The sequence below is a fragment of the Actinomadura sp. WMMB 499 genome (assembly GCF_008824145.1).
Taxonomy (GTDB): Bacteria; Actinomycetota; Actinomycetes; order Streptosporangiales; family Streptosporangiaceae; genus Spirillospora.
In genome coordinates this window covers 401,002-426,120 of sequence record NZ_CP044407.1, presented here as the reverse complement: position 1 = coordinate 426,120, position 25,119 = coordinate 401,002, and the positions used below count along the sequence as shown (strand labels likewise).

Annotated in this window: 22 protein-coding genes; 10 read left to right on the top strand and 12 right to left on the bottom strand. The window is 73.7% G+C overall.

The genetic code is table 11. From position 1 onward, the window contains the following. Positions 1–70: 70 nt before the first annotated feature. The 3 genes from F7P10_RS02000 to F7P10_RS01990 are packed head-to-tail and all read right to left on the bottom strand — an operon-like array spanning position 71 to position 3,392. Positions 71–1,099, bottom strand: a complete 1,029-nt coding sequence (locus F7P10_RS02000) for a phosphotransferase family protein (protein ID WP_151017769.1) — start codon at positions 1,097–1,099, stop codon at positions 71–73. A 5-nt stretch (positions 1,100–1,104) separates the two neighbouring features. Beyond that, entirely contained in the window at positions 1,105–2,184 is a 1,080-nt protein-coding gene (locus tag F7P10_RS01995) for a TIGR03857 family LLM class F420-dependent oxidoreductase (protein WP_151007801.1), read from the bottom strand. Then, on the bottom strand, positions 2,181–3,392 hold the full coding sequence (locus tag F7P10_RS01990; RefSeq protein ID WP_151007800.1) for a cytochrome P450: 1,212 nt from the start codon (positions 3,390–3,392) through the stop codon (positions 2,181–2,183). The genes F7P10_RS01995 and F7P10_RS01990 overlap by 4 nt, the downstream gene beginning before the upstream one ends. Positions 3,393–3,661: 269 nt before the next feature. On the opposite strand from F7P10_RS01990, the gene F7P10_RS01985 reads away from it, so the two are divergent. The 5 genes from F7P10_RS01985 to F7P10_RS01965 all read left to right on the top strand — a co-directional run bounded on the left by F7P10_RS01985 (position 3,662) and on the right by F7P10_RS01965 (position 10,743). Continuing rightward, positions 3,662–5,437, top strand: a complete 1,776-nt coding sequence (locus F7P10_RS01985) for a class I adenylate-forming enzyme family protein (RefSeq protein WP_151007799.1) — start codon at positions 3,662–3,664, stop codon at positions 5,435–5,437. Positions 5,438–5,602: 165 nt separating this feature from the next. After that, a complete protein-coding gene (locus tag F7P10_RS01980) occupies positions 5,603–7,021 on the top strand; it encodes a tol-pal system YbgF family protein (RefSeq protein ID WP_151007798.1) in 1,419 nt (472 codons plus the stop codon). Positions 7,022–7,733: 712 nt separating this feature from the next. Next, positions 7,734–8,441 (top strand): GntR family transcriptional regulator, encoded by a 708-nt coding sequence (locus F7P10_RS01975; protein WP_151007797.1) that lies wholly within the window; start codon positions 7,734–7,736, stop codon positions 8,439–8,441. A 595-nt stretch (positions 8,442–9,036) separates the two neighbouring features. After that, positions 9,037–9,708, top strand: coding sequence for a PaaI family thioesterase (locus F7P10_RS01970; protein ID WP_151007796.1), 672 nt, complete (start codon positions 9,037–9,039; stop codon positions 9,706–9,708). A gap of 126 nt (positions 9,709–9,834) precedes the next feature. Beyond that, positions 9,835–10,743 (top strand): SDR family NAD(P)-dependent oxidoreductase, encoded by a 909-nt coding sequence (locus tag F7P10_RS01965; RefSeq protein WP_151007795.1) that lies wholly within the window; start codon positions 9,835–9,837, stop codon positions 10,741–10,743. Positions 10,744–10,791: 48 nt separating this feature from the next. Here F7P10_RS01965 and F7P10_RS01960 read toward each other — a convergent pair whose 3' ends face one another. The 3 genes from F7P10_RS01960 to F7P10_RS45275 form a co-directional block, all read right to left on the bottom strand. Further along, positions 10,792–11,826 (bottom strand): DUF3068 domain-containing protein, encoded by a 1,035-nt coding sequence (locus F7P10_RS01960; RefSeq protein WP_151007794.1) that lies wholly within the window; start codon positions 11,824–11,826, stop codon positions 10,792–10,794. Between the two features lie 222 nt (positions 11,827–12,048). Further along, a complete protein-coding gene (locus F7P10_RS01955; protein WP_151007793.1) occupies positions 12,049–12,858 on the bottom strand; it encodes a class I SAM-dependent methyltransferase in 810 nt (269 codons plus the stop codon). A 67-nt stretch (positions 12,859–12,925) separates the two neighbouring features. Then, complete coding sequence (locus tag F7P10_RS45275) at positions 12,926–13,114, bottom strand: IclR family transcriptional regulator C-terminal domain-containing protein (RefSeq protein WP_368077480.1); 189 nt, start codon at positions 13,112–13,114, stop codon at positions 12,926–12,928. A gap of 191 nt (positions 13,115–13,305) precedes the next feature. On the opposite strand from F7P10_RS45275, the gene lhgO reads away from it, so the two are divergent. From lhgO to F7P10_RS01935, 3 genes are all read left to right on the top strand, one after another. After that, the gene (lhgO, locus tag F7P10_RS01945; protein WP_151007792.1) at positions 13,306–14,514 is read left to right on the top strand and encodes an L-2-hydroxyglutarate oxidase; all 1,209 of its coding nucleotides are present in this window, start codon (positions 13,306–13,308) and stop codon (positions 14,512–14,514) included. A gap of 74 nt (positions 14,515–14,588) precedes the next feature. Further along, the gene (locus F7P10_RS01940) at positions 14,589–15,251 is read left to right on the top strand and encodes a dienelactone hydrolase family protein (protein WP_151007791.1); all 663 of its coding nucleotides are present in this window, start codon (positions 14,589–14,591) and stop codon (positions 15,249–15,251) included. Further along, positions 15,248–16,669, top strand: coding sequence for an RtcB family protein (locus F7P10_RS01935; RefSeq protein ID WP_151007790.1), 1,422 nt, complete (start codon positions 15,248–15,250; stop codon positions 16,667–16,669). The genes F7P10_RS01940 and F7P10_RS01935 overlap by 4 nt, the downstream gene beginning before the upstream one ends. Positions 16,670–16,686: 17 nt before the next feature. Here the strand turns inward: F7P10_RS01935 and F7P10_RS01930 are convergent, their stop codons facing one another. Further along, complete coding sequence (locus tag F7P10_RS01930) at positions 16,687–17,127, bottom strand: archease (RefSeq protein WP_151007789.1); 441 nt, start codon at positions 17,125–17,127, stop codon at positions 16,687–16,689. Between the two features lie 95 nt (positions 17,128–17,222). Between F7P10_RS01930 and F7P10_RS01925 the strand changes: the two genes are divergently transcribed. Continuing rightward, positions 17,223–17,726 carry a nuclear transport factor 2 family protein gene (locus tag F7P10_RS01925; RefSeq protein WP_151007788.1) on the top strand — a complete coding sequence of 168 codons (504 nt, stop codon included), beginning with the start codon at positions 17,223–17,225 and terminating at the stop codon, positions 17,724–17,726. Between the two features lie 119 nt (positions 17,727–17,845). On the opposite strand, the gene F7P10_RS01920 is transcribed toward F7P10_RS01925, so the two are convergent. Next, the gene (locus F7P10_RS01920) at positions 17,846–19,786 is read right to left on the bottom strand and encodes a BTAD domain-containing putative transcriptional regulator (protein ID WP_151007787.1); all 1,941 of its coding nucleotides are present in this window, start codon (positions 19,784–19,786) and stop codon (positions 17,846–17,848) included. 56 nt (positions 19,787–19,842) lie between these two features. Between F7P10_RS01920 and F7P10_RS01915 the strand changes: the two genes are divergently transcribed. Then, the gene (locus F7P10_RS01915) at positions 19,843–20,715 is read left to right on the top strand and encodes an alpha/beta fold hydrolase (RefSeq protein ID WP_151007786.1); all 873 of its coding nucleotides are present in this window, start codon (positions 19,843–19,845) and stop codon (positions 20,713–20,715) included. Positions 20,716–20,770: 55 nt separating this feature from the next. On the opposite strand, the gene F7P10_RS01910 is transcribed toward F7P10_RS01915, so the two are convergent. From F7P10_RS01910 to F7P10_RS01895, 4 genes are all read right to left on the bottom strand, one after another. After that, positions 20,771–22,501, bottom strand: a complete 1,731-nt coding sequence (locus F7P10_RS01910; RefSeq protein WP_151007785.1) for a BCCT family transporter — start codon at positions 22,499–22,501, stop codon at positions 20,771–20,773. 542 nt (positions 22,502–23,043) lie between these two features. After that, on the bottom strand, positions 23,044–23,688 hold the full coding sequence (locus F7P10_RS01905; protein WP_151007784.1) for a sulfotransferase family protein: 645 nt from the start codon (positions 23,686–23,688) through the stop codon (positions 23,044–23,046). Further along, positions 23,685–24,740 (bottom strand): type III polyketide synthase, encoded by a 1,056-nt coding sequence (locus F7P10_RS01900; RefSeq protein ID WP_151007783.1) that lies wholly within the window; start codon positions 24,738–24,740, stop codon positions 23,685–23,687. The genes F7P10_RS01905 and F7P10_RS01900 overlap by 4 nt, the downstream gene beginning before the upstream one ends. 12 nt (positions 24,741–24,752) lie before the next feature. Beyond that, complete coding sequence (locus F7P10_RS01895) at positions 24,753–25,001, bottom strand: hypothetical protein (RefSeq protein WP_151007782.1); 249 nt, start codon at positions 24,999–25,001, stop codon at positions 24,753–24,755. Positions 25,002–25,119 lie beyond the last annotated feature (118 nt).

Genomic DNA, 25,119 nt, shown 5'->3' with positions numbered 1-25,119 from the left:
GGCCGCGCGGCCGGAGTGCCGTCCGGGCTCCGGAGGCCGCCGGCCCCGGAACCCGGCGACCTCCGGAACGTCAGATCAGGTCCAGGGACCCCAGCGCGCGGATGGCGTCGCAGGACCGGGCGGCCATGGCCAGGAACATCCGGTCGCCGCGCTCGGTCGGCGTCCCGTACGCGCAGCCCAGGACGGTGATCAGCGGCCCCTGCAGCGCCGCGAACCGGTAGTCGTCGAAGCAGGCGTCGAGGTCGTACCCGGTGACGCCGTGCCGCTCCAGCTCCGCGTGGTAGTGGGCGACGAGCTCGCGCTCGCGGGCGGCCCGGTCCTCGGGCAGCAGGCTCGTCCCGAGGAAGTACGACAGGTCGCGCAGCGGATGCCCGATCCCGATCGTCTGCCAGTCCACGGCGGTCACCCGCCCGCCGTCGCCGAACAGCAGGTTGTCCAGCCGGTAGTCGCCGTGGACGAGCCCGAACCGCTCCGGGCGCCCGACGACCCAGGCGGCGATCGCCTCCGCGGTCTCCCGCAGCGTCCGGACGTCCCGGTCGCCGAGCCGTCCCGCGAACCGCTCGACGAACGTCTCGACGGCCGGCCCGTACACCTCGCCGAGCTGCGCCGCCTCCTCCTCCCCGACCGTGTTCAGCCAGGGCAGGTCGAGGAGCGTCGGGTCGCACCAGCGGGGGCCGTGCAGCCCGGCGAGGTTGGCGACCGCCCCCGCCGCCCGGTCCGGCGGGCAGCCGGCGAGCTGGTCGCCCTGCACGGCCGGGTGCATGTCGTCGAGCAGCAGCACGAAGCTGGTGCCGTCGGCGGAGATCGCGGCGTGGTGGCAGCGCGGCGTCCGCACCCGCACCGTGGGCGCCAGGTCCCGGTAGAACGACACCTCCGCCCGGTACACCGGCCAGAGGAACGCGCGGGCGGCCTCGTCCTCGGCCGCGAGCTTGGCGACGAGCCGGCGCGGGACGCCGTCCGCGCCGTCCAGCCGGATCCGGTAGCACGCGCCGATCTGTCCCGAACCGACCTTCTCCCACCGCACGCCGCTGACGGGTGCCTCGAAGATCTCGCTGAACGCCTCGGGGGTCAGCCCGTCCGGCGTGCCGATGACGCGCATCGCGATCACGACCTTCCCGGGTTGCGGGGCAGCCCGGCCATCCGCGCGGGCCGCACCTTCCGGTACGCCGCCACGACCGGTTCGACCTCGGACGGCGTCACCCCATGCAGGATCACGCCGTCCGCGCCGGCGTCGAACTGGTCGACGACGCGCCGCGCACAGCGGTCCGCGCCGCCGGTGGCCGCCGCCTCGTACCACGCGTCCGGCAGGAGTTCCGCGACCCGGCGGAGCTGCTCCGGGGTCGCGACGGCGTCGAACGCGCCCGGGAAGCCGGCGACGAGGTCGTCCGCGCGGAACCGGGCGAGGACCGCCGGGTCCCAGCCGTTGACCCCGACCAGCAGGTCCCCGTACCCCTGCAGGTAGGTGGCCAGCCGGCCGGTCAGCTTGCGCAGCCGCGCCTCCTCGTCCAGGTGGTCGCCGACCGTCGCCAGCACCGACCACACCCGGACCTTCGCGGGGTCCCGCCCGGCCCGCTCGGCGCCGCGCCGCACCGCGGCCACCGACCGCGCGAGGGTCTCGTCGGTGAAGAAGGTATGCAGGACGACCGCGTCCGCGGCCGATCCGGCGAACTCGAGCGTCCGCTCTCCCATCGCGGTGAGCAGGACGGGGACGTCCTCGTCGAACGACGCGTCCTGGCTCAGGTACGGGAAGTCGCCCGCCGGGCCGTGGTGGTCGACCACCGCCTCGCCCCGCCACAGCCGGCGCACGATGCCGATGAAGTCCTCGAGCTGCGCGGTCGTCACGCGGGGGAGCCCCATGACGTCGAACAGCATGTCGAACCCGCGGCCGAGGCCGAGCGCGAACCGTCCGCCGGTCAGCCGGTGCATCGTCGTCGCGAACGTCGCGGTCACCAGCGGATGCCGCGTGTTGTGGTTGGTCGCGGCGGTCGCGACGCCGAGGCGTTCGGAGACGGCCCCGGCCGCCCCGGACAGGGTCGCGGCCTCCTTGGCGGCGAACCGCTCGGACAGGAACACCGACCCGAGGCCGAGCCGCTCGCCGTCCCGCACCTGGCCCAGCAGGTCGCGCGGCGAACCGGAATGCCCGGGAAGTCCATAGAAGCCGAGTTCCGGCAGGTCGTCGGTCACGGGCGGTTCCCGAGCGGCGCCGCCGGCGTGAACGTGACCTTGAGCGACTCGTAGCCCGACACGAAGTTCGCCGGACGGGACGCGGGCTCGGCGTCGTCGACCGGCTCGATGTCCGGCAGCCGGGCCAGCAGCCGCTCGAACATCACCTTCAGCTCCAGCCGCGCCAGGCTGTTGCCGAGGCAGAAGTGCGGCCCGTTGCCGAAGGCGATGTGGTCGTTGGGCGTCCGCTCGACGTCGAACCGGTCCGGGTCGTCGAACACCTCCGCGTCCCGGTTCGCCGACGGGTACAGCAGCAGGAGCTTGTCGCCCTCCCGGATCCGCTGCCCGCCGAGCTCGGCGTCCCGCAGGGCCGTGCGGTTCATGTTCTTGATCGGCGACACCCAGCGCAGCATCTCCTCGACCGCCACCGGGATCTTCCCGGGGTCGTCGATGAGCTTGCGCCGCTGCCCGGGATGCCGGCACAGCTGGTACATGCCACCGGAGATCACGTGCCGCGTCGTCTCGTCCCCGCCGATCAGGATCAGCAGCGACTCCTGGACGAGCGACGCCGCGTCGAGCCGGTCCCCGTCGATCTCCGCGTGCACGAGGATGCTCAGCAGGTCGTCGGCCGGTTCGCCGCGGCGCCGCTCCACCGCGCGGGTCGCGTAGTCGGTGAACCCGGCGAACGCGTCCCCGGCCTTGACCATCAGCGCCGGGTCGTCGCCGCCGGTCAGGGCCCGCAGCATGTCGTCGGACCAGGTCAGCAGCATCGCGCGATCCGCGGGCGCCACGCCCAGCGCGTCCCCGATCACGATGAGCGGGAGCAGCGCGGCGACGTCGGTGACGAAGTCGCACTCACCGCGCTCGCACACCCCGTCGATGATCTCGTCGCAGACCCGCCGCAGGTAGTCCTCCTGGGCGGCGACGCGCCGCGGCGTGAACCCGGCGCTGACCAGCTTCCGGCGCAGCTTGTGCTCCGGATCGTCCATGTCGATCATCATCGGCAGCGGGTCGGCGTCCGCGCGGATCCCGTGCGCGTTGGAGAACGTCTCCGGCATCCGCGACACCCGCTTGACGTCGGCGTGCCGGGAGATCCCCCACACGCCGGCGTTCTCGTCCCGGTACACCGGGGCGTTCTCCCGCATCCAGCGCAGTTCCTCGTGCGGATCCCGTCCCCAGAACTCCCCGCTGATCAGGTTGATGGACTCGTTCACGGCGTGGTCGGGCATGCGTACCTTTCCCTGGGGGAGCGGGCCCCGGCGATGGGGAACGGCGAACCCCGGTTCGCCCGCCCGTCCTCCGGCGCGCTCCAGGCCGTCGCGCGCCCCGGCCGCGGTCCGCGTTCGACGTCCGGCATGCCGCCGCCTCCGGGCAACTCGCGCGTGAACCGTGCCGGGAGCCCGAGCGAGCCCCTGTTCGTAAACTTGATGATATATATAATCGCCGCCATGCCAAGAGGTCCGGCCGGCCCTCTCGCGCGCACCCCCGGGAGACCGTGATGTCCGATGACGCAGGCGAGACGACCGACGGGGCCGACGAGACGACCGACGGGGCGGCGGTCGCCGTCCGGCCCCGCACGCTCGAATGGCACGGCGACGAACTCCTCGACGACGCCATGCGCGAGATGCTGTGCGGTCCCGCCGGCCCGTTCGAGCGCCGGACCGAGGACGTCCTCGGCGTCCCCACCGAGGTGTTCGCGCAGCGGGCGCCGCACGTTCCCGCTATGCTCGCGGGCGCGGCCGAGCGCACCCCCGACCTGACGTACCTCGCGTTCGCCGGCGAGCCCGGACGCGACGTGACGTTCGGCGCGGCGCACCGGCTCGCCGCCGCCTATGCCGCCGTCCTGGCCGACCGGTACGGGGTCCGGCGCGGCGACCGGGTCGCCATCGCCGCGCCGAACGGGCTGGAGCACGTCCTCGCCCTCTGGGGGACGCTCTCGCTCGGCGCGATCGCCGTCGGCCTCAACGGCTGGTGGACGGCTGCGGAGCTCGACCACGGGATCGCCCTCACCGAACCCCGCGCGATCTTCGGGGCGGGACGGCCGCTGGCGAGCCTGCGCGAGACCCGGACGGCGGGCGCGTCCGTCCTGTCCCTGGACGAGCTGCACGCGGCCGCGACCGCGCCGCCCCGCCCGCCGGACGTCCTGCCCGCCGTCGAGATCGCCGAGGACGACCCCGCCGCGATCATGTTCACCAGCGGCACGACGGGACGGCCGAAGGGCGCGACGCTCTCGCACCGCAACTTCGTCCACTTCGGCCTGTTCGGCGCGCTCGGCGGCGCCGTCGCCGCGCTGACCGGCCCGCCCGGCCGGCGGCAGGCGCCCCCGGACGTGCAGCGCGCATCGATCTTCTCCAACCCGCTGTTCCACGTGTCGGGCGCCTGCGTGGCGCTGGCGAACGCGCCGTCCTTCGGCATCAAGCTCGTCCTGCCGCCCCCGGGGCGCTGGGACGCGGAGGCCGCGCTGCGCCTCACGCACGAGCACCGCCTCACCCAGTGGCAGGGCGTCCCGACGCACTTCTGGCGCATGCTCACCCACCCGCGGTTCGCGGACTTCGACACCTCGCAGGTCGGCACGGTCGGCAGTGGCGGTGCCACCTTCGCGCCCGAGCTGCTGCGCCTGTTCGAGGAGAAGCTGCCGGGCGTCTGCGTGACGAACGGCTACGGGATGACCGAGACGACCGGGGGCGGCACCTTCCTCAACGGGCGCGAGATGGACGGGCACCCGGCGTCGGTCGGGGCCGCGGCGCCCACCATGCGGGTGCAGGTCCGCGGCGAGGACGGGCGGCCCCTGCCCGACGGCGAGGTCGGACGCATCCACATCGCGGGAGCCGGGGTCTTCCTCGGGTACTGGGGCGACCCCGGTGCGACCGCCGAGGTCCTCACCCCGGACCGCTGGTACCGGTCGGGCGACTTCGGCCGCATCGTCGACGGCGTGCTGTACCTGGAGAGCCGGATGCGCGACCTGATCATCCGGGGCGGTGAGAACATCTACCCCATCGAGATCGAGTACCGGCTCGTCGAGCATCCGGACGTCGCCGACGCCTGCGTCATCGGGGTCCTGCACGGCACCCTCGGGCAGGAGGTCAAGGCCGTCGTGGTGCCGAAGGACGGCGCGGCCCCCACGGCCGAAGCGCTCCGCACCTGGACGGCGGCGGCGCTCGCGCCCTTCAAGGTGCCCGCGCACGTCGAGTTCCGCGCGTCGCTGCCGTACAACGAGACCGGGAAGGTCATCAAACGCCTGCTGGAGGAGGAGAGCGCCGCCGCGCCGCGCTGAAGCCCGGCGCGTCTCGGCGCGAGGACCGCACCCGCCCCGGCCCCATCCGGTACCCGCACGCCCGCATCGCCCGTCCCGCGTCCGCTTCAGGACGATCCGGGACCCCTCCCGGACCCGCTCGCTCACAATGACGGCGTAAGACGCCGATCCGTGAGGAGGGTCCCGATGGAACGTCCAACGCGGGCGGTGCCGGATGCGCACCGCCCGCACGGCCGGCTGGCCGTCGCCGTCGCCAACGCATCCCTGTTGAACGTCGGTTACCTGATGCTGGGGCGGCGCAGGCTCGCCGCCGTCACCGGCATGGTGACCCTCGTGCTCGTCGTCGCGCTCGCCACGGCCGTCCGGTCCGCGTGGCTGGAGGTCGTCCTGCTGCTGTGGTGGGCCGCGCTCGTCGGGCACGGGTGGGGCCTGGCCGCCGCCGCCCGGCGCGCCGAGGACCGCACCGCGCGGCGCGAGCGGCTGGTGGTGGCGCTCTGCTGCGCGCTTCCCGTCCTCGCCACCGTGAGCGTGCTGCGCGTCGACGCCGCCGGGATCGACGGGACCGTCGCGCAGGCACGCCGGGACGGCGAGTGCGCCGAGGCGCTGGAGGCGCTGGACGAGGTCTGGTTCGGCCACCGCCTGGTCGCCGCCCCCATGACCGCCCGCGGCGACGCGACCACGCGGGCGTGCCGCCGGGTGGAGGAGGCCGCGGACGACCTGGCCGCCGGGCTCGCCGGGGACCTCGGCGCGCTGGCGGAGGGCTTCGACGGCCTCGCCGCCGTCCAGGCGGACTCGTCCGGGCACGGGAGGATGGTCGGCGCGGCCCTGGAGCGGTTCCTCTCCGGACTGCCCGCCGACGACCCCTGCACGACCGTCCGCGTCACCGACTGGCTCCGCGGGCGGAAGGCGGGGCACGACCTGTTCGACCGTTCCGCCGCCGTCGTGGCGCGAACCGCCCCTCCCGCGCTCGTCGACTGCGGGAACGCGTTCCTGGACCGCGAGTCGTGGGTCGAGGCGCGCACGCACTATCGGAAACTGCTCGATCAGTACCCCGACGACGGACGCGCCGGCGAGGCTCGGAAGGGCGCGGAGAAGGCGACCCTGGCCATCGAGCTCGCCAACGTCCGGGAACTTCTGGACGGGGGGTCCGGTTCGCAGCCCGAGTACTGCTCCGCACCGGCGAAATACGGCGGCGCCGAGCCTTACGGCGACGGAACCAATCGCGCGATCTTCGTCGGGGACGGCGAGCACACCGGCGAGCTTCCGGGCGGGTGGCGCACCACCGATCCCGCCGACGCCGTCCTGGTGGTGTGCCTGGGCGAGCAGGACTACGGCCCCGTGCAGCGGAGTTGCCCGTACACCTACGGCGGAGGCAAGCGCACGACCGTCCGGTTCCACGAGATCGAGATCCCCGCGAAGGCGTACGAGCTGCGGACCGGAGAGCTCGTGTCCGACACCGCGATCCGCATCGGCGGCGGGAGCTGCCCCGCCGTCATTCCCTACACCACGTTCGGGACCGACACCGGCCCGCCGACCAAGGACTACGTCGACCCGTCCGGCGCCGACGTCCGCGCCGCCTTCGAATCGCTGATCAAGGGCGACTGACGACAGCCGGGCTCGCACCGCCGAAAGGTGGACGTCCTCCTCGATGCGGGATCGGGACAGAAGGCCCGTAGAACCGCATCAGGAGGACGTCTCGGCATGCGAGACCGTCATGGGCGTCGCACGTTCGCGGGGCTTTGCCTCCGGCCAGGCTCGCGTGCTCGTGCGGAGCCCGTCCGGTCGCTGCCCGCATGTCGGTCCCGTGCATCGAGCCGATAGTTGTATACAAGATTGAGTATCAACAGACGCGAAGGTGGCCCTCTTGCCCAGCGGGCGTCCTGCCGTCGCATGTACGCCTGCCCGGAACTCCGGAGACGCGCGCGGGACCTGAGATCCGCCCTTCGCGGCTCGCGCGGAGAGTGAATCCGCCGGTGGGGACGGCGTCACCTTCGGGGTGAACGGGGAAAAACGGGGCGCCCCGGCCGGAGTCCCCTCCCTGGCGGAGATCGTGTCAGGGCCCGGACACTTGGGCGAGCAAGCGCTTGGGTAAGCATATAACCGGTGTCCCGGTCAAGAGATTCCGGAAACGGTTATAGTATATTTCTGAGTGACGGGCCTGCCCGCTCGCCGTCCGCGGGGGGCGGGGTCTCCACGGGGGTGGGGAGGGCCCGGCCGGCGCCGCCACCATCTGCCGCGGGGGCACGATGCCGCCCGCCTCGACCTAGGGGTGAGAACGATCCCGCCACGCCAGGAGACCGAGCTGCGAGGCGCCGACATGAAGGACTGGTCGGACGTCCTTCCGGGGGAGAACCTGTCCAGGATGACCAGTGGCGAGCAGGTGCGGCTCTACCTGCGCCGGCTCATCTTCGACGGGGTGCTCCGGCAGGGGCAGAAGGTCCCCCAGGACGCGGTCGCCCGCACCCTCGGCGTGTCCCGGATCCCGGTGCGGGAGGCGCTCATCGCGCTCGAGCGCGAAGGCTGGATGACGATCATCGCGCATCGCGGGGCGTTCGTGAACGCACTGGACGAGGCGTCGGTGCGCGACCACTACGAGCTGTACGGCCTGTTCTACGGGTTCGCGGTCCGGCGCGCGGTCGAGCGGCAGGGCGCCGAGCTGGGGGCGCGGCTCGCACCGTTGCTGAAGGAGATCGCCCAGGCCGAGGATCCGGAGGAGCTGCACGCGCTGACGCTGCGGTTCCACCGGCTCGTGGTGGACTCCGCCCAGTCGCCGCGGCTGCGCAGCATGCTGAAGCAGATGACCGGCATCGTGCCCGGCAACTTCTTCGAGCTGGTTCCGGGAGCGAAGGCCGTCGAGCGGCGCGGGACCACCGCGATCGTCCGGGCGACCAAGAAGGGCGATGCGGGGGCGGCCGAGTCCGCGTACGCCCAGATGCTGCGAGGCAAGGGAGACCTGGTCGTGAAGCTCTTCCGCACCCGGGGGATGTTCGAGGAACCCGTGGAAGCGGACGCCGCGTCCCGCTGACCGCGCGCCCCGGCCCGGGATCCGGCCCGCGCCGGGCGGTGCCGGGACCGTCGCCGGCATTGACCGGTTCACCGTCGCCGCCGCCCTGCCCGTACCCGGCTCCGGGGCGCTCCGCCGGTGGTCCCGGCGGCCGAGGTCGACCGGCCGCGGCTCCGATGCCGGCGGTCGCGCCCCGGTGTTCGATGCGGATCTCGCCGATACCGGTCCGACGGCGCCCCGGCGCCGTGCCCGCATGGGGACCGTGCGGGGGCGAGGCGGGTCGAGAGGAACCGTCCCGCCGGTCCGCCGCCGTCGGTGCCCCGCGCGCTCTGCCGGCCGCTCATCCTGGAACACCGCCGCCCGGGGAGATCACTGCGGCGAGTAGAAAGGATAATGTATGCAAGATGCAAACCGGATCGCTCTGACGAGCGCGGACGGAAGGTCGCGGAGCCGATGGCCCGGTCACCCTTCGGCACCAGGAGCGGCTCGCGCCGGCCGTGCCCGGCCTGTCGCCGGCGGAGTCTCCGCTGGGCGAGACGTGGGTCGTGGCCGTTCGCCCCGGCCACCGCGGATCCGATGATCGACATCCGGGCGACCACGACCGAAAGGCGTGTACGTGACTGAGATCAGTGTGCCGTATCCGGCGCTGGCGGGCCGGGAGAGCGAGTCGGAGGCGCTCGCGGACGCCGTGCGCCGCCTCGTCGCGCTCTGCACCGCGACGGCGGCCCCCGCCGAGACGACGCTCGCCGCCGCCCGCGAGCTGAACGCCGTCGCGGACCGGCTGGAGCGGCACGTGCCGGACCCGCCGCCCCCGATGACGATGCTGCTGGGCCCCGCGATCTCGGCCGACGACGAGTCGCCCGACCTCGCGGCGCGGATGCCCTACGACGTCGTCGTCGGCCGCCACAGCCCCCTCGCCCTGCCGCTGAGCGTCTCCTTCGAACCGCCGAAGGCCCTGCTGCGCGGCACCTTCACCCGTCCGTACCAGGGCCCGCCGGGTTGCGTGCACGGCGCCGTGCTCGCCGCGTCCTTCGACCTCGTCTGCGCCGCCGCCAACGTCATCGCGGGCCTGGCCGGTCCGACGGCACGGCTCGAGATCCGGTATCGCAAGCCCACCCTGCTGGACGTGCCGTGCGTGTTCGAGGGCGAGGTCGAGTCGCACGAGGGCCGGCGGATCCGCACGGTCGGGCGGCTGATCCAGGAGGACAACGTGACGGTCGAGGCCACGGGCGACTTCGTCCACCTCGACCGCACCGACATCGCCCGGATGAGCGGCCGCTCGGACTGACCGGCCTGCGGGGGCTCGCCGGGCCGTGCCGTCCGAGGGCGGCCGCCCTTGAATTTTACGAGTCGTTGCTCGTATCGTTGACCGTAATGCGAGTGAGTGCTCGTATTGTCGGCGAGGGGAGCGGCGATGGCCGGGCATGAGCGGGGACCCATCGGCAGGCGGGCGGTGCTGTCGGGTGCGGCGGTGGCCGCGGGCGTGGCGGGCGTGACGATGGCGGCGGGACCGGCCGCCGCGGCCGCCCCGGCGGGCCGCCGCGAGGGCCGGTACGCGGGCAAGACCGTCCTGATCACCGGCGCCACGTCCGGCATCGGACGGGCGGCGGCGCTCGCGTTCGCGAGGGAGGGTGCCAGGGTCGGCTTCTGCGGCCGCCGGGAGCGGCTCGGGCGAGAGGTGGAGCGGGAGATCAGGCGGGCGGGCGGCGAGGCCGCCTACGTTCGCGCGGACGTGCGGGATCCGCGGCAGTTGAAGGGGTTCGTCGACGGGATCGCCCGCAGGTACGGAGGACTGGACGTCGCGTTCAACAACGCCGGGATCCAGACCATGAAACCGATCACCCAGCAGACGCTGGAGGAGTTCGACGACACGCTGAACACCAACACCAGGGCCGTCTGGCTGTCGATCAAGTACGAGATCGCGCACATGGGCGAGGGCGGCGTCATCCTGGTGACCGGATCGACCAACGAGTTCGTCAGCCGCCCCGGGCTCAGCTCGTACTCGGCCAGCAAGGGCGGGGTGAGCGGCATCGTCCAGAGCGCGGCGCTCGAGCTCGGCCCGCGGATCCGGGTGGTGGCGCTGGCGCCCGGTACCACCGACACCGCGATCGTCGACGCCCAGCGCGCCCTCAACCCGCCGATGAGCGACGCCGAATGGGAGCGGCAGAAGGCCGCGTGGGGCGAGGCGAACGTGGACGCGATGAAGCGGATGGCCCGGCCGGAGGACATGGCCCGGGCGGCGCTCGCCCTGGCCTCGCCCGACATGGCCTTCCAGACCGGTGTCAGCGTGGTCGTCGACGGCGGCCAGCTCGCCGGTCTCTGATCGGCGGGTGCGGGGCCCGCACGGCCGCCGGGTTCGGGCCGCGGCGCCTCACCCGTCCCCGGGACCGGCGGTGCGGGCGGCGGGCCGCGTCCGTTCGCGGTGCCGCTTCCGCGGGGACGGCCGGCGCGGAGGTCCGCCGGCGGGCGCCGCGGTGCGGCGGCGGTTCCGCCCGCCGCGCCGGTCGAGGAGGATTCCGGACGCCAGCAGCACCACGCCGAGGGCCGCCGCCCCCAGGGGGACGATCGTGCGCAGCATCCGGACCTGCGCGGCGGCGTCGTTCGCGGTCCCGGCCAGCGCCTTCGCGTCCTGCGGCGTCATCCGCATCTCCAGATCGGCGACCACGAGGCTCCCCGGCCCGGACCGGGCCTGCAGCGTCGACCGGACCCGCTGGCGCTGGCCGATCGGCGCGCCCGTCCGAGGGTCGACCCAGGTCACGGAATCCCCCTGGTAGTAGCGGTCGACCGGTACCGCCCCGTCCCCGTCGAGGCCCAGCAGCCTCGCCGGCACGTCCGGGGTCTCGGCCGCGACCTTCGTCCGCGGGACGTGCATCTCGAACCGGTACGCCTCGATCCCGCCGACCTCCTCGACCCCCGTGAACTCGATGGGCCACGACCGCCGGGTCTGGACGTCGAACATCCGGTACGTGCGCCGCTCGACCTCCGTCGGCCAGAACACCCCGATGCCCGACTGCCGCACCGACGCGTCCCCCTGCACGGCCGCGCCGCAGCAGTGGACGAGTTCGCCGGTCCGCCGGTCGAAGGCCAGCCGCCGGGTCGCGACGTCGATCAGGTAGCCGCGCTCGGGGTCCTCGATCACCGTGGTCATGTCCCAGACCGCGACGTCGTCGCCGCTCGCCCGCACGTCCCCGCGCACCGTCGCGGTCGCCGTCACGCTCGCGCCCGTCCGCACCTGCAGCTTCCCGGCGTCGAAGTACGAGGCGTTCTCCGCCCGGAGCCGCTGGACCTTGTAGATGTCGGTCGGCGCCCGCACCAGGGTCGGCGCGACGTACTCGCGCACGAGCACCCCGGTGACCAGCAGGAACACGCCGAATCCGGCCAGCATGACGACCGCCGCACTGCGCATCTCGGCCTCCTCGACAGCCCGGAAGGGGCCTTGATTATGCGCTTCTCACATCCCGCACACCAGCGTCTCGTCACGGCACTGTGCCGGACCACAGGCGAAGCGTGCTCGTGCGGGGCGGATGCCTTGCGGAACGTTCCCGGAGCGGCGGAGAGGACGGAGATCGCGAACCCGGCCTCGGCACCGGGCGTCCTCGCCCGGAGGTCCGGTGCCGCGGCTTCGCCGTCAGGGTCCCGCGGGGCTCTCCTCGGGAGACTCCGGCCGGGTCACGCGGATCTTGGACTGGCCGTGCGGGAGCTCCTCCCAGTCCGCCATGAAGCGGGCGGTGAAGCCGTGGCGCTCCGCGAGCCGGGTGAGCGTTTCGGTGCGGTAGTAGAAGTCCTCGCGCAGGACGTGGTGTTCGGCGCCCTCGGTGCGGTCGAAGGTGAAGTCGAAGAAGCCGCCGGGAGCGAGGACGCGGCCGACGTTGGCGAGGCATTCGTCGATGACATCGAGCGGGGAATGGCTGAACACGCTGTGCGCGTGCACGACCGTGAAGTGCCCGGCCGGGAGGAACCGCAGCTTCAGGTCGTCGACGAGCATGAGGTGGGGCAGTTTGTCCGCCAGGTCGTGCCGGACGAGCGTCTTCTGCGCGGCGAGCAGGATGTCGGGCGAGATGTCGATGCCGTAGTAGTTGCCGGTCTCGAGATGGTCGATGAACCGCCAGCCGGCGCGCAGGTTGCCACAGCCGATCTCCAGCATCCGGTCGTCCGGCTTGAGACCGTGTTCGAGCAGGTAGTCGAACTGCATCCGGCCGAGCGCGAGCCAGCGTCCGTGGCTGCGGCTCCCGACAGCGGCCTCCGGGTCGCGGGCGGTGTCGGACTTCATGACCGCCCGGTAGTAGGCCACGTGGTCGCGGCTGACGGCACGGAACTTCAGGTCCCTCGACAGCCGGGACAGGTAGCCCCGGATCTTGTCCGGGTTCCGCGCGGCGTACCGGAGTTTGTAGGTCAGGCTCGCGCGGTTCCGGCGCGTGGGCGGCAGCGGATCGGTCATCGGCCTCGTCCTCGATGGGTCGGTGAGGGACAATCTGACCCGGGTGGAAGCGCTCTAAACCCGCCGTTCAGTTCGCGAGCGCGGATTCCGCGCGTTCCGCGGCGGCCGACAGCACACCGACCCAGGCGGGGAGGGCGTCGCGGTCGAACCGGGCGGTGGAGAGCGCGATGGACAGGCCCGCCTGGGGCGTTCCGGACGTGTCCTTGATCGGGACGCCGACCGCGGTGAGGCCGGTCTCGGTCTGCTGGTCGTTGATGGCGAACCCCCGGCGGCGGACGAGCGCGAGCTCGCGGCGGAGCCGGGGCAGGTCGACCTCGTCGGCGCCCCTGTAGAGGGGGCCGCCTCGGCCCGCCCATCCGAGTCCTCCGGGGCGGCCCCTTCGCGATCGATTGCCGAGGCTGACGGGTATCGCCCCCAGAATGGATCGTGAACGAAAGGAACACGCGCATGGCCGACCAGGTCACCGGCATCGTCGGGGCGGGCATCATCGGGCTCGCGATCGGCCGGGAGATCACCCGGCGGCGCCCCGGGACGCGGGTCGTCGTCATGGAAAAGGAAGACCGGGTGGCCGTCCACCAGACGGGGCACAACTCCGGCGTCGTGCACGCCGGCATCTACTACACGCCCGGCAGCCTCAAGGCCCGGCTGTGCACCCGCGGCCGAGGCATGATCCGCGAGTACTGCGCGGAGCGGGGCCTGCCGTACGACGAGTGCGGCAAGCTCGTCGTCGCGGTCGGCGACGCGGACGCGGCGCGCCTGGACGACCTCGAGAAGCGCGCCGGGGTGAACGCGGTGCCCGGCAAGCGGCGGGTGGGGCCCGCGGAGATCCGCGACATCGAGCCGCACTGCACCGGCCTGGCGGCGCTGTACTCGCCACACACCGCGATCACCGACTACACGCTGATCGCGCGGGCGTTCGCGGACGAGATCGTCGCCGCGGGCGGCGAGGTCCGCACGTCCTTCCCGGTCACCGGTGTCACCGAGCTCGCCGGGGGCGGCCTGGAGGTCGCGTCCGGCGAGCGGACCGAGCGGGTGGACGAGCTGATCGTCTGCGCGGGCATCCACGCCGACGCGGTCTCCGGCCTGGTCGGCGACGAGCCCGGGCCGCGCATCGTCCCGTTCCGGGGCGAGTACATGACGATCGTCCCGGAGAAGGCGCACATGGTGCGGGGCCTCATCTATCCGGTGCCGGACCCGCGCTACCCCTTCCTCGGCGTGCACTTCACCAAGCGGGTCTCCGGCGACGTCGAGGTCGGCCCCAACGCCGTCCTCGCCCTGGCGCGCGAGGGCTACCGGCGTGCGGACGTCTCGTTGCGGGACCTGCGGGGGATCGCGGGCTGGCCGGGGACGTGGCGCATGGCGGCGCGGCACTGGCGCACCGGCGCCCGCGAGATGTACGGCTCGTTCTCCAAGCGCGCCTACATGAAGGCCGCGCGGCGCTACGTGCCGGAGATCGGCGCCGGGGACGTCGTCCGGGCGGGCGCGGGCGTGCGCGCCCAGGCGCTCGACCGCGACGGCTCGCTGGTGGACGACTTCCGCGTCAACCGGCTCGGCGCGGTCACGACCGTCCGGAACGCGCCGTCGCCGGCGGCGACCTCGTCGATGGCGATCGCCGAATACGTCCTGGACGTCATCGAGGGCGGAAGGAAATCCTGAAAGCCGCCCGACGAAACGCGCAGCCCCGGCCGAAGCGGGTGAATGGGCGGCGGGCGCGGGGGTAGCCCGGCGCTATGAACACCGCGAACGTGACACTCGAACTCGAGGACGCCGCGCTGCCGGGCGATCTGGCCATGCCGGACCGTCCGAGCGGTGTGGTGCTCTTCGCGCACGGCAGCGGCAGCTCCCGGCACAGCCCCCGCAACCGGGCCGTGGCCGCGGGCCTCAACCGGGCCGGGATCGGCACCCTGCTGATCGACCTCCTCACCGCGCGGGAGGGCGAGGCGGACGAGGCGACCCGGGAGTTGCGCTTCGACATCGGCCTGCTGACCCGCCGGCTCGTCGGCGCGGTCGACTGGCTCGCCGCCGCGCCGGCGACCGCCGGGAGCCCGATCGGGCTGTTCGGCGCGAGCACCGGCGCCGCCGCGGCGCTGGCGGCCGCCGCCGAACGCCGCGACCGGGTCGCCGCGGTCGTGTCGCGCGGCGGCCGCCCCGACCTGGCGGGCGCGGCGCTGGAGCGGGTGCACGCGCCCGTCCTGCTGATCGTCGGCGCCCGCGACCCGGACGTGCTGCAGCTGAACGACCGGGCCACCGACCGCATGCGGCACGCGACGCACCGCCTGGAGATCGTCCCCGGCGCCTCGCACCTGTTCGAGGAGCCCGGCACCCTCGAACAGGCCACGGACATGGCCGTCCGCTGGTTCGGCCACTACCTGAAGCATCCCGTCACGGCATGACGACCGCGAGCCTGGTGCAGGAGGCGCCGTACCGGTTCCGGATCGAGCGGACGGGCGACATGCGGGTGCCCGGCGTCGTCTTCGCCTCGCGGGAACTGCTGGACGCGGCCGACCGGGCGATCGGGCAGGTCGCCGACGTCGCCGTGCTGCCGGGCATCGTCGAGGCGTCCTACGCCATGCCGGACGTGCACTGGGGGTACGGGTTCGCCATCGGCGGCGTCGCCGCGACCGACCCGCGCGAGGGCGGCGTGGTCTCGCCCGGCGGCGTCGGGTTCGACATCTCGTGCGGGGTCCGGCTGCTCGCCGCCGACATCGACGCGGCCGCGCTCGCGCCCGTCCTGCGCGACGTGATGGACGGCCTCGATCCGGCGATCCCGCGCGGCATGGGGCGGGGGGCGGTCTGGGACCTGCCCGGACGGTCGGCGCTGACCGGCATCCTCACCGACGGGTCCAGGTACGCGGTCGAGCGGGGCCACGGCGACGAGCGCGACCTGCTGCGCTGCGAGGACGCCGGCGCGGTCGCCGACGCCGACCCCGGACGGGTGAGCGAGCGGGCCGTCGAGCGCGGCGCCCGGCAGGTCGGCAGCCTCGGGTCCGGCAACCACTTCCTGGAGGTGCAGCGCGTCGCCGACGTGTACGACGCGTCCGCCGCCGAGGCGTTCGGGATCCGCCGCGACCAGATCTGCGTCATGATCCACTGCGGGTCGCGCGGACTCGGGCACCAGATCTGCACCGACCACGTCCGGGCGATGGAGCGGGCGATGCCGGGGTACGGCATCGAGGTGCCGGACCGGCAGCTCGCCTGCGCGCCCGTCGAGTCGCCCGAAGGGCGCGCCTACCTGGGCGCGATGGCCGCCGCCGCGAACTACGGGCGCGCCAACCGGCAGCTGCTCGCCCAGGCCGCCCGCGAGGTGTTCCGCCGCGCCGCCGGCGCCCGGCTCGACCTGGTCTACGACGTCTCGCACAACCTCGCGAAGATGGAGGACCACCTCGTCGGCGGGCGCGCCCGGAGGCTCTGCGTGCACCGCAAGGGGGCGACGCGGGCGCTGCCGCCCGGCCATCCCGACCTGCCGCCGGACCTGCGCGACGCGGGCCAGTCCGTGCTGATCCCGGGGACGATGGGCACCGCGTCCTACGTCCTCGCCGGGGTTCCGGGCGCCCCGGCGTTCGCGTCCACCTGCCACGGCGCGGGCCGTGCGCAGAGCCGCCACCAGGCCGCCCGCGGCGTCGACGGGAAGCACCTGCGGACGGCCATGGAACGGGACGGCATCGCGGTGCGGGCCTCGTCGTGGCGCGGGCTGGCCGAGGAGCACCCGGGCGCCTACAAGGAGGTGTCGGCCGTGGTCGAGGCCGCCGAGGGCGCGGGCCTGTGCCGCAAGATCGCCCGCCTGGTACCGGTGGGCGTCGTGAAGGGGTGACGCCGTGGCGGGTACGGTCACACGTCGATCGTGACCGCGCAGGACCAGCCGCCGCCGTCCGGAGCGACGCCGAACCGCAGGCCGTGCAGCGACACCGCCTTGGGGACCGCGCCCACCGCCGTCGCCTCGACCACGTCGCCGACCGTCAGCCGGGCCGTGAGCCCGCCGCCGACCGCCGGGGCGAACCCGGCGTCCAGCACGATCTCGCCCTCGACCTCGAGCCGGAAGATCACCTCGTCGAGCGCCGACACGAGCAGGTCCTCGTCCGGGCCCGGCGGCACGTCCAGCTCGACGGTGCGCAGCCGCCGGACGCCCGAGACGTCCGCGAAGCCCTCGACGAGCCCGGCCACCGCCTCGGCGACGCAGGCCTCCCGGGACGGCGCCCACGCCTCGATCCGCAGGTCGGCCGTGTGCGGGACGCCCCGGTGCCCCCGCCCGGACGGGCCGCTGCGTGCCACCCGCCCCGCGTACCCGCCGCCGCGCCCGCGAAACGGCGTCCCGCTGGGCGGGAGCGGCGGGCCCGCGCCGCGACCGGCCCGCCTAGCGTCCGGGGATGGAGATCACCGCAGCCGGAACGCTCGAGGAGCGCGTCGCCGCGCTCGAGGCCGTCGAACAGATCAAGGCGCTCAAGTACCGGTACCTGCGGGCCTGCGACCGCAAGGACGCCGACGCCTTCCGGGACTGCTTCGTCGCCGAGGGCGCGTCCATGGACTACGGCCCCACCGGCTCGTTCGAGGACCGCGACGCCCTCACCGCGGTCTTCCGGAACGTGGGGCTGGCCCGGGAGGGCGGCCGCTACGTCGTCCTGGACATGCACCACGCGATGCACCCGGTGATCGAGCTGCTCGGCGAGGGGCGCGCGAAGGGCGCCTGGACGCTCCGGTTCCGGCAGGTCGACCGGGTCGCGGGCACCGAGGCCGTCAGCGCGATCGAGTACGACGACCGCTACGAGGTCGAGGACGGCCGGTGGCGGATCCGGTCGTCGAGCGTGACCGTGCTGTGGCGCATCGCCCGTCCGCTGCCCGAGGGCGTCTCGTTCCAGGGCCGGTTCGCCTGACTCGGGGACCGTCCGGTGACGGTGATCAGCGGGACCACCGGTACACCGGTACGGGAGCGGCGCGGGCATGGGGCCGCCCCGCCGTCGGAGATTTCAGCTAAGGCTAAGCTGAATTCTCGTCAGTGTGTCAACTCGTCCAGGTACCGGGAGACCGGCCCGAGCGTGAGGAGCCCGCTGCCCGCGCCCGCCAGCTCGCCCGCCGCCGGGACGAGCGCGCCGCGGGCCCGCTCCATCGTCGGCCGGTCGTCCACCGCGATCGCCGCCCGCGCCGTCAGGCACCACATCGCCTCCTGCATCAGGTCGGGCGGCGGGTCGGGCACCCGCCGCAGCGCGGCCGCCGCCTCCCCGTCCCGGCCGCGCGCCAGCAGGACGAGCGGCCGCGCCCACGGCTCGTACGGACCCCACTCCGCGGGCTCGGCCTGCGCGGGACGCCCGTGCAGCAATCGCGTGCTCAGCTGCGCCAGTGCGGGCAGGCCCGCCGCCAGGCCCGGCATTCCCGCGCCCGGCAGCAGCGCGGCGGCGTCCCGGTAGGCCGCCGCGGTCGCTGCTTCGGGCGCCCCGCCCGCGGCGAGCCGCAGCGCCGCGTACCAGCGGGTGAACACCTCCACCAGCGGACGCGCGTGCCGCTCGGCCAGCCGGTCCGCGGCCGCCGCGTGCCGGTCCGCCGCGGCGAAGTCGCCCAGCGCGCCGCGCGCCTGCACCCGGATCAGGTGCCCGAGCACCTCGTACGTCACGAGCCCGTGCCGGGCCGCCAGCCCCACGAGCTCCGCGCCGATGCGGTCCCGCTCCGGGGCGAGCCCCGCCCGCTCGAACGTCTGCATGAACAGCGCGTTGAGCGCGAACGCCAGCAGGGCCGGATCGTCCAGCCGCCGGGCCGTCGCCACCGCCTCCCGGGCCGCCCGCGCGCCCCGGCCGGCGCGGTCGCCGCGCCGCTCGAGCCCGATCGTCGCGAGCAGCCGCGCGCGCGTCGCGTCCCGTCCGGCCGGGAGTGCCGGGAGGGCCCGCTCCGCCGCGGCCACGACCTGGGCGGCCTGCCCCGGATCGTCCACGCGCGTCCAGATCGCCGGGACGTCGTAGAGGCCGATCACCCGTGCGGTCAGCTCGGGATCGCCCAGCTCCTCCGCCGCGTGCACCGCCTCGACCCGGTGCCGCCGCGCCGCGAGCAGCCCGTCGCCCCCCGTCACCGCGAGGTCCCGCAGCAGCCCCACCGTCGACTCCAGCCGGGCCCGGGCCGGCGCGGTCCGCTCGTAGGCCGCCGCCGCCTGGGCCCACACCCGCTCCGCGGCCCCCGCCGGGTCGAGCCGGTCCGCCTGCCGGAGGACGTCCTCCTCCAGCGCGCGCAGGCCGGGCCCCGGATCGATCCCGAGCTGCTCGACCAGCAGCCCCTTCGCCCGCCGCAGCACCGCGAGCGCGTCGCCCTGCCGTCCCGTCCGGTACAGCGCGAGCGCCAGCAGCCGCCAGGCGTCCTCCCGCCACGGATGCGCGGCCGCGTGCGCGTCGAGATCCGGTACCGCCTCCGCGGCGCGGCCCAGCTCCAGCAGCGCCCCGGCCCGCAGCTCGACCGCGTGCAGCCGCAGCTCCGTCAGCCGGGACCGCTCGCCCCGCGCCCAGTCCTCGTCGGCGAAGTCGGCGTACGCCGGACCGCGCCACAGCCCCAGCGCCCGGTCCAGCGAGGCGACCCGCTCGCCGGGCGCCGTGCCGGCGGCCGCGCCGACGAGCCGTTCCAGCCGCCACGCGTCGACCTCGTCGGCCCGCAGCGCGTAGCCGGGCCCCTCGGTGACCAGCAGCCGCGCGGGCGCCCGCGGTGGACGGTCCGGTTCCAGTGCCCGCCGCAGCGCGGCCACGAACGTCCGCACGGCGCCCACGGCGTCCGGCGGCGGGTCGTCCCACAGGTCGTCCACCAGCACCCCGACCGGCACCACGCGCCGCCGCGCGACGAGCAGCCGCGCCAGCACCGCCCGGTGGCGCGGCCCCCGCAGCCCGACCGCGTTCTCCGCGTCGTCCCAGGCCGCGACCGGCCCCAGCACCCCGAAGCGCACCCCTCGGTTATAGCTGCTCATCCGTTGCTCATTCATCCGCCCCAGCCTGGAGGCACATCGAACGAAGGAGCCCGACCGTGAAGATCGAAGGTTTCGACTACCACCGGATCGCCGTGGGGGACGGCGTTCACCTGAACGCGGCCGTCGGGGGCGCGGGCAGCCCGATCGTGCTCCTGCACGGGTTCCCGCAGACGCACCTGATGTGGCGGCACGTCGCCGCCGACCTCGCCGCCGACCACACGGTCATCGTCCCCGACCTGCGCGGCTACGGCGGCAGCGACAAGCCCGCCGAATCGTCCCCCGACACCTACGCCAAGCGCACCATGGCCGCCGACGTCGTCGCCCTCGCCCGCGCCCTCGGCCACGAGCGCTTCGCACTCGCCGGCCACGACCGCGGCGCGCTCGTCGCGTTCCGCGCGGGCCTCGACCACCCGGGCGCCGTCACGCACCTCGCGACCCTGGACGTCCTGCCCACGCTCGACATGTGGGACGCCTTGCACGGCGTCTCCGCCGCCGTCGGCTTCCACCTCTACCTGATGGCCCAGCCGCCCGGCCTGCCCGAACGGCTGATCGCGGGCGATCCCGACGCGTTCTTCGGCCACTTCCTCGACCTGTGGGCCGGTTCCCCGGACGCGATCCCCGCCGACGTCCGCGCCGCCTACCTGGACGCCTGCCGGGCCGCGATCCCCTCGATCGTCGCGGACTACCGCGCGTCCGCGGGCGTCGACGTCGCCCACGACCGGGCCGACCGCGACGCCGGCACCCGCCTCGCGATGCCCGTCGCCGTGCTCCAGCAGGACTGGGGCGCCGCACTCGGCTACGACGCCGAGGCCCTCTGGCGCCCCTGGGCGCCCGACCTCGTCCACGCGACGGTCCCGTGGGGCCACTTCATGGCCGAGGAGGCCCCCGCCGAGGTGGCGAAGACCCTCCGCGACCTCCTCGCCCGCTGAACGCGGCGGGGCCGGTCGCGCGACGGGCGTCGCGCGACCGGCCCCGGGCCGGCGGTCAGCTCTTCTGCACGGCGCCGCCGACGACCTCCTCGGGGGGCGGCTCCGGATCCCGCTCCGCCTTCCGCGCGTGCCGTTCCATCTCCCTGAACTGCGCGGCGTACAGCGTGTGCGACTCCTCTCTCAGCCCCTTGATGAGGCAGAACACCATGAGGCACGCCAGGATGAAGATCGGCAGCCCGACGACCGTGATGACCTGTTGCAGGGCCTCCAGCGCCTGGTCTCCGCCGAGCACGATCAGCGAGGCGGCGAGAGAGCCCTCGGCGACGCCCCAGAACACCCGCTGGCGGACCGGGCCGCCGCTCTCATCACCGGAGCACAGCATGTCCACGACCAGCGACGCGGAGTCGGAGGACGTCGCGAAGAACAGCGCCACGACCACGACCGCGATGCCCTGGATCAGGGTCTCCGCCGGGAAGTTCGAGAAGAACTCGAACATCGCCAGGGGGACCTGCCCCTCATCGACGACCTCCCTGGTCAGGTCGCCGCCGGTGCCGCCGATGCCGTCGAGCCGCATGGCCGACCAGCCGAAGATGGCGAACCACACCACGGTGAAGATCGACGGGGCGAGCAGGACGCCCCCGACGAACTGGCGGATGGTGCGGCCCTTGGAGATGCGCGCCAGGAACACGCCCATGAACGGCGCCCAGGTGACGGTCCAGGCCCAGTAGAAGACGGTCCAGCCGCCCTGCCAGCCCCAGCCGCCGTCCTTGGTGTAGCCGGCCATCGAATCGTTCCACAGCGACAGCCCGACGATGCTCTCCAGATACCGGCCGGTGCTCTCGAAGATCTGCCGGAACAGGAACACCGTCTCGCCGAAGAAGAGCACGAACAGCATGAGGCCGACGGCCATGAGGATGTTGAGGTTCGACAGGCGCTTCACGCCCTTGTCCAGGCCGACCACGATGGAGCCCACGGCGACGACGGTGAGCACCGTGATGACCAGCACCCGGGTTCCGACGCCGTTCTCGAGGGGCGTGAGCACCTCCAGGCCCGCCGCGATCTGCGAGGTGCCGAGGCCCAGCGAGACCGCCAGCCCGAACAGGGTGCCGAGGACGGCGAAGATGTCGATCGCCCGGCCGATGGGCCCGTGGATCCGCTCCTTCAGGAACGGGTAGAACACCGAGCTGACCCGCAGCGGCAGGTTGTACCGGTAGATGAAGAATCCGAACGCGAGCCCGGGCAGGGTGAAGATCGTCCAGGTGTGCAGGCTCAGGTGGTAGAGCGAGAAGTTCATCGCCTCTTTGGACGCCTCGACCGAGTGCGGCTGCACGTCGGCCATCGGCGGATTGGCGAAGTGCGAGATCGGCTCGGCGACGCCCCAGAACATCAGGACGGTGCCGATACCGCCGGCGAAGAGCATCGCGAACCACGACAGGTTCCCGTACGCGGGTCGGCTGTCGTCACCGCCGAGCCGGAGGTTGCCGTAGCGGCTGAGCGCGACCCAGGCCAGGAAGATCAACCAGGCGGTCACGCCGAGGATGAAGAACCAGCCGAGGTTGGTGACGATCCAGTCCCGCCCCGAGGTGAAGACGTCGTTGGTCTGGCTGGGCAACAGCAGCACCATGACCAGGAACAGGACCATCAGCCCGGCCGAGATGAAGAAGATGTAGGGGTCGGTCTGCAGGCCGAGCTTGCGGACCACCCCGGCGAGTGGCCCGCCCCGAGGGGGGACGGCGCCGTTCGGATCGCCTCGGGATTCGGTACCGCCGTTCGCGGTTTCCGCCATGGGTGGACCTTTCCTCCGGGGTTATTGGGCAGTGCATGATGATGGCACCGGTGGTTTGCCGGGAACTACCCCGTATGTCACATCGACAGTCCCCGAGTTAGATCACGTTATGAGAAACCTGCCTCTGAGCTGCGCGAACCAGGGTCGCCGGGGCCGTCCCGGGCGGAATTCTTTGGCTGAAGCTACAGGTGGGCGCGGCCGGCGGATGGTGCGGGCGGATACCCGGAGACGGTAGGTCGATATCGGATTGTTGCCCGCTGTTGATGGAGAACGTTGCACGGCGCGCCGGGTTCGGTCGCGGGCGTGCGAGCAGGCCACAGCAGGTTCCGGCCGGCCGGTCGGCACGTGGTGATCCTCTGGACGGGCCGGGTGGGCGGCCCTCGCCACTGCCCTTCGAGTCGCACGGCCGGGGGCATGGAGAAATGCGCGGGCGTGGCACCGTCCCGACCGGAAGAATGGAGCGGACCGTACGTTTGATCTACGTTCATTTTTCGCGCGCTACGGCCGGTTCGCTAAAGAATTCGACCGAGGGAGTGAGGACGTCAGCCGCCCTCTCGCGGATCGGTCCGGCCCGCGAGCCTGGCGGCGAACCCGGCCCGGTCGTTCTCATGGGGGAACGGCTCGGACGGGACGGGCACGCCCAGGAAGTCGCACAGGGGCTCCCATCCGCGGGCGACCTCGAAGACGAGCAGGCGGTCGGCCGGGATCTCGCGGCGGACGGCCCGGTTGTGGTCGGCGAACGTCCGCATCGCGTGATCGGCGTCCTCGAAGCGGCCGCCGAAGACGCCGTCCCAGACGACGGCCCGCGACATCCGCCGCATCCGGGCGAGGAGCGGGTCGGAGCCGTCGTCGGGGGCCATCGCGGCGCGGTAGATGCTGCCGAGCGCGCTCTCGTACCAGCGCGCGGGGTCGCGCTCGGTGAGGATCACCTTGGCCGCGGGGAAGCGGACGGCCAGTTCGCGCCAGTACCGTGCCCCCGGCCAGTCGACGGTGGCCCGGTAGCCGCGGTACAGCTCGTCCCAGTTCGTGACGCCGGTGACCGCCGCACGGTGCCAGCCGTCGATCTCGGCGGGTCTGTCGAGCATGCCCAGCATGTGGTGGCACGGACCGAACCCGAGCCGTTCGAGGGCGGCCTTGAGGGAGAGGGTGCCGGTGCGCCCGCAGCCGGCGCCGATGATCTGGATCAAGACGAGCTTCCTTCCGGGCCGCGCAGGAGCGCGGCCCACAGGGTGGCGCCGGGGCCGCAGGCGATGGCCACGGCGTGCTCGCCGCGCCCCGGCGGCGCCGCCCGCCACAGGCGTTCGAGCACCGCCATGACCGCGGGCCCGGCGGTGTTGCCGTGGGCGCGCATCACGGCGCGGGACTCCGCGACCGAGCGGGCGGGGAGGTCCAGCACCTCTTCCACGCGGTCGATGATGCGGCGGCCGCCCGGATGGAGCGCCCACCACGCGATGTCCTCCCGCCGCAGGCCGTTGCGGGCGAGGAGGGCGTCCACGGGGCCGGGGACGGCGGCGGCGACCACGTCCGGCATGGTCGGCGCCAGCCGGATGCTCAACCCGTGGTCCCCCACGTGGACCTGCAGGTCGCTCGCGTGCTCGGCGGCGGTGAGCGTCTCGGTGTCGACGACGTCCAGGCCGGGCAGGCCCGCCTCGCCGGGCTGGAGCACCACGGCGGCCGCGCCGTCGCCGAACAGGGTGAGCACGACCGCCTGCTCCCGGTCGTACGGGGGCGGTTGCAGATGCGGGGAGAAGAGGTCCGTCAGAAGCAGGACGGCCGGTCTCCCGTGCACCTCCACCCAGTCGCGGCACGCGGCCACGGACGGGAGCGCCGCGTAGCAGCCCATGGGGCCGAGGGACAGGGCCTGGGCGTCGCGGGCCAGGCCGAGCTCGCGCAGCAGGCCGTCGAGACCGGGGGCGGAGTGCGTCGTGGTGGTGGACGTGGCGAGCAGCCCCACCTCGCGTGATGCCAGACCGGCGCGGTCGAGCGCGGAGGCGATCGCCTCCCCGCCCAGCGCCCGCGCCTCCACGAGGCCGCGCTCCATGCGGGCGCGGGTGCCCCACCGGCGCGGGTCCTCCACCAGCGGGTCGACCGCCATCCCCTTGGTGTCGATCGCCGAGTTCCGGACGACCCGGGCGACTTCGTCGCCGCCCGGATCGTCCGCGAACAGGGCCGCGAACTCGTCCATCTTCACCGCGGGCGGTGCGGTGAAAGAGACCTCGGTGATGCGTGCGGTGGGCATGGGACACCTCGTTCAGAGCGGCGCGCGCTCGTCGTTGACGGGTTCGACGTCCGCCGGGCGGCGGTCGCCGTCGACGAGCGACAGCAGCGGCCGCTCGATCCCGGCCGGGAGGCCGGGCCGGACGGCGGCGGGGTCTTCGAGAACCTCGAACCGCCGAGGAAACCGGAGCGGCCCGCCGCTCGGTCGCCTGCCATCGGTTCGCTCCCGCCCGCCGGTCGACCCGAAGTCACCGTCTGTGACCTTACCGTCATTATCGGTCATGGGGTGTGGGTGTGGGATATCCGGGTGGCCGTCATGGCGGACGGACGGGCATGCGCATCGGGCGGGCGGAGGAGCGTCGATCGTGCGGCGTGAACGGGCTCGCCGCTCGAATACGTGC

Bases quoted from the DNA above. Each gene is read 5' to 3' on its own strand.
- F7P10_RS01955 (WP_151007793.1), bottom strand. From the start codon at position 12,858: ATGACCGATCCGCTGCCGCCCACGCGCCGGAACCGCGCGAGCCTGACC.
- F7P10_RS01900 (WP_151007783.1), bottom strand. From the start codon at position 24,740: ATGCCCACCGCACGCATCACCGAGGTCTCTTTCACCGCACCGCCCGCG.
- F7P10_RS01925 (WP_151007788.1), top strand. From the start codon at position 17,223: ATGGAGATCACCGCAGCCGGAACGCTCGAGGAGCGCGTCGCCGCGCTC.
- lhgO (WP_151007792.1), top strand. From the start codon at position 13,306: ATGGCCGACCAGGTCACCGGCATCGTCGGGGCGGGCATCATCGGGCTC.
- F7P10_RS01935 (WP_151007790.1), top strand. From the start codon at position 15,248: ATGACGACCGCGAGCCTGGTGCAGGAGGCGCCGTACCGGTTCCGGATC.
- F7P10_RS02000 (WP_151017769.1), bottom strand. From the start codon at position 1,099: ATGCGCGTCATCGGCACGCCGGACGGGCTGACCCCCGAGGCGTTCAGC.
- F7P10_RS01980 (WP_151007798.1), top strand. From the start codon at position 5,603: ATGGAACGTCCAACGCGGGCGGTGCCGGATGCGCACCGCCCGCACGGC.
- F7P10_RS01990 (WP_151007800.1), bottom strand. From the start codon at position 3,392: ATGCCCGACCACGCCGTGAACGAGTCCATCAACCTGATCAGCGGGGAG.
- F7P10_RS01940 (WP_151007791.1), top strand. From the start codon at position 14,589: ATGAACACCGCGAACGTGACACTCGAACTCGAGGACGCCGCGCTGCCG.
- F7P10_RS01975 (WP_151007797.1), top strand. From the start codon at position 7,734: ATGAAGGACTGGTCGGACGTCCTTCCGGGGGAGAACCTGTCCAGGATG.
- F7P10_RS01920 (WP_151007787.1), bottom strand. From the start codon at position 19,786: ATGAGCAGCTATAACCGAGGGGTGCGCTTCGGGGTGCTGGGGCCGGTC.
- F7P10_RS01910 (WP_151007785.1), bottom strand. From the start codon at position 22,501: ATGGCGGAAACCGCGAACGGCGGTACCGAATCCCGAGGCGATCCGAAC.
- F7P10_RS01960 (WP_151007794.1), bottom strand. From the start codon at position 11,826: ATGCGCAGTGCGGCGGTCGTCATGCTGGCCGGATTCGGCGTGTTCCTG.
- F7P10_RS01985 (WP_151007799.1), top strand. From the start codon at position 3,662: ATGTCCGATGACGCAGGCGAGACGACCGACGGGGCCGACGAGACGACC.
- F7P10_RS01965 (WP_151007795.1), top strand. From the start codon at position 9,835: ATGGCCGGGCATGAGCGGGGACCCATCGGCAGGCGGGCGGTGCTGTCG.
- F7P10_RS01895 (WP_151007782.1), bottom strand. From the start codon at position 25,001: ATGACCGATAATGACGGTAAGGTCACAGACGGTGACTTCGGGTCGACC.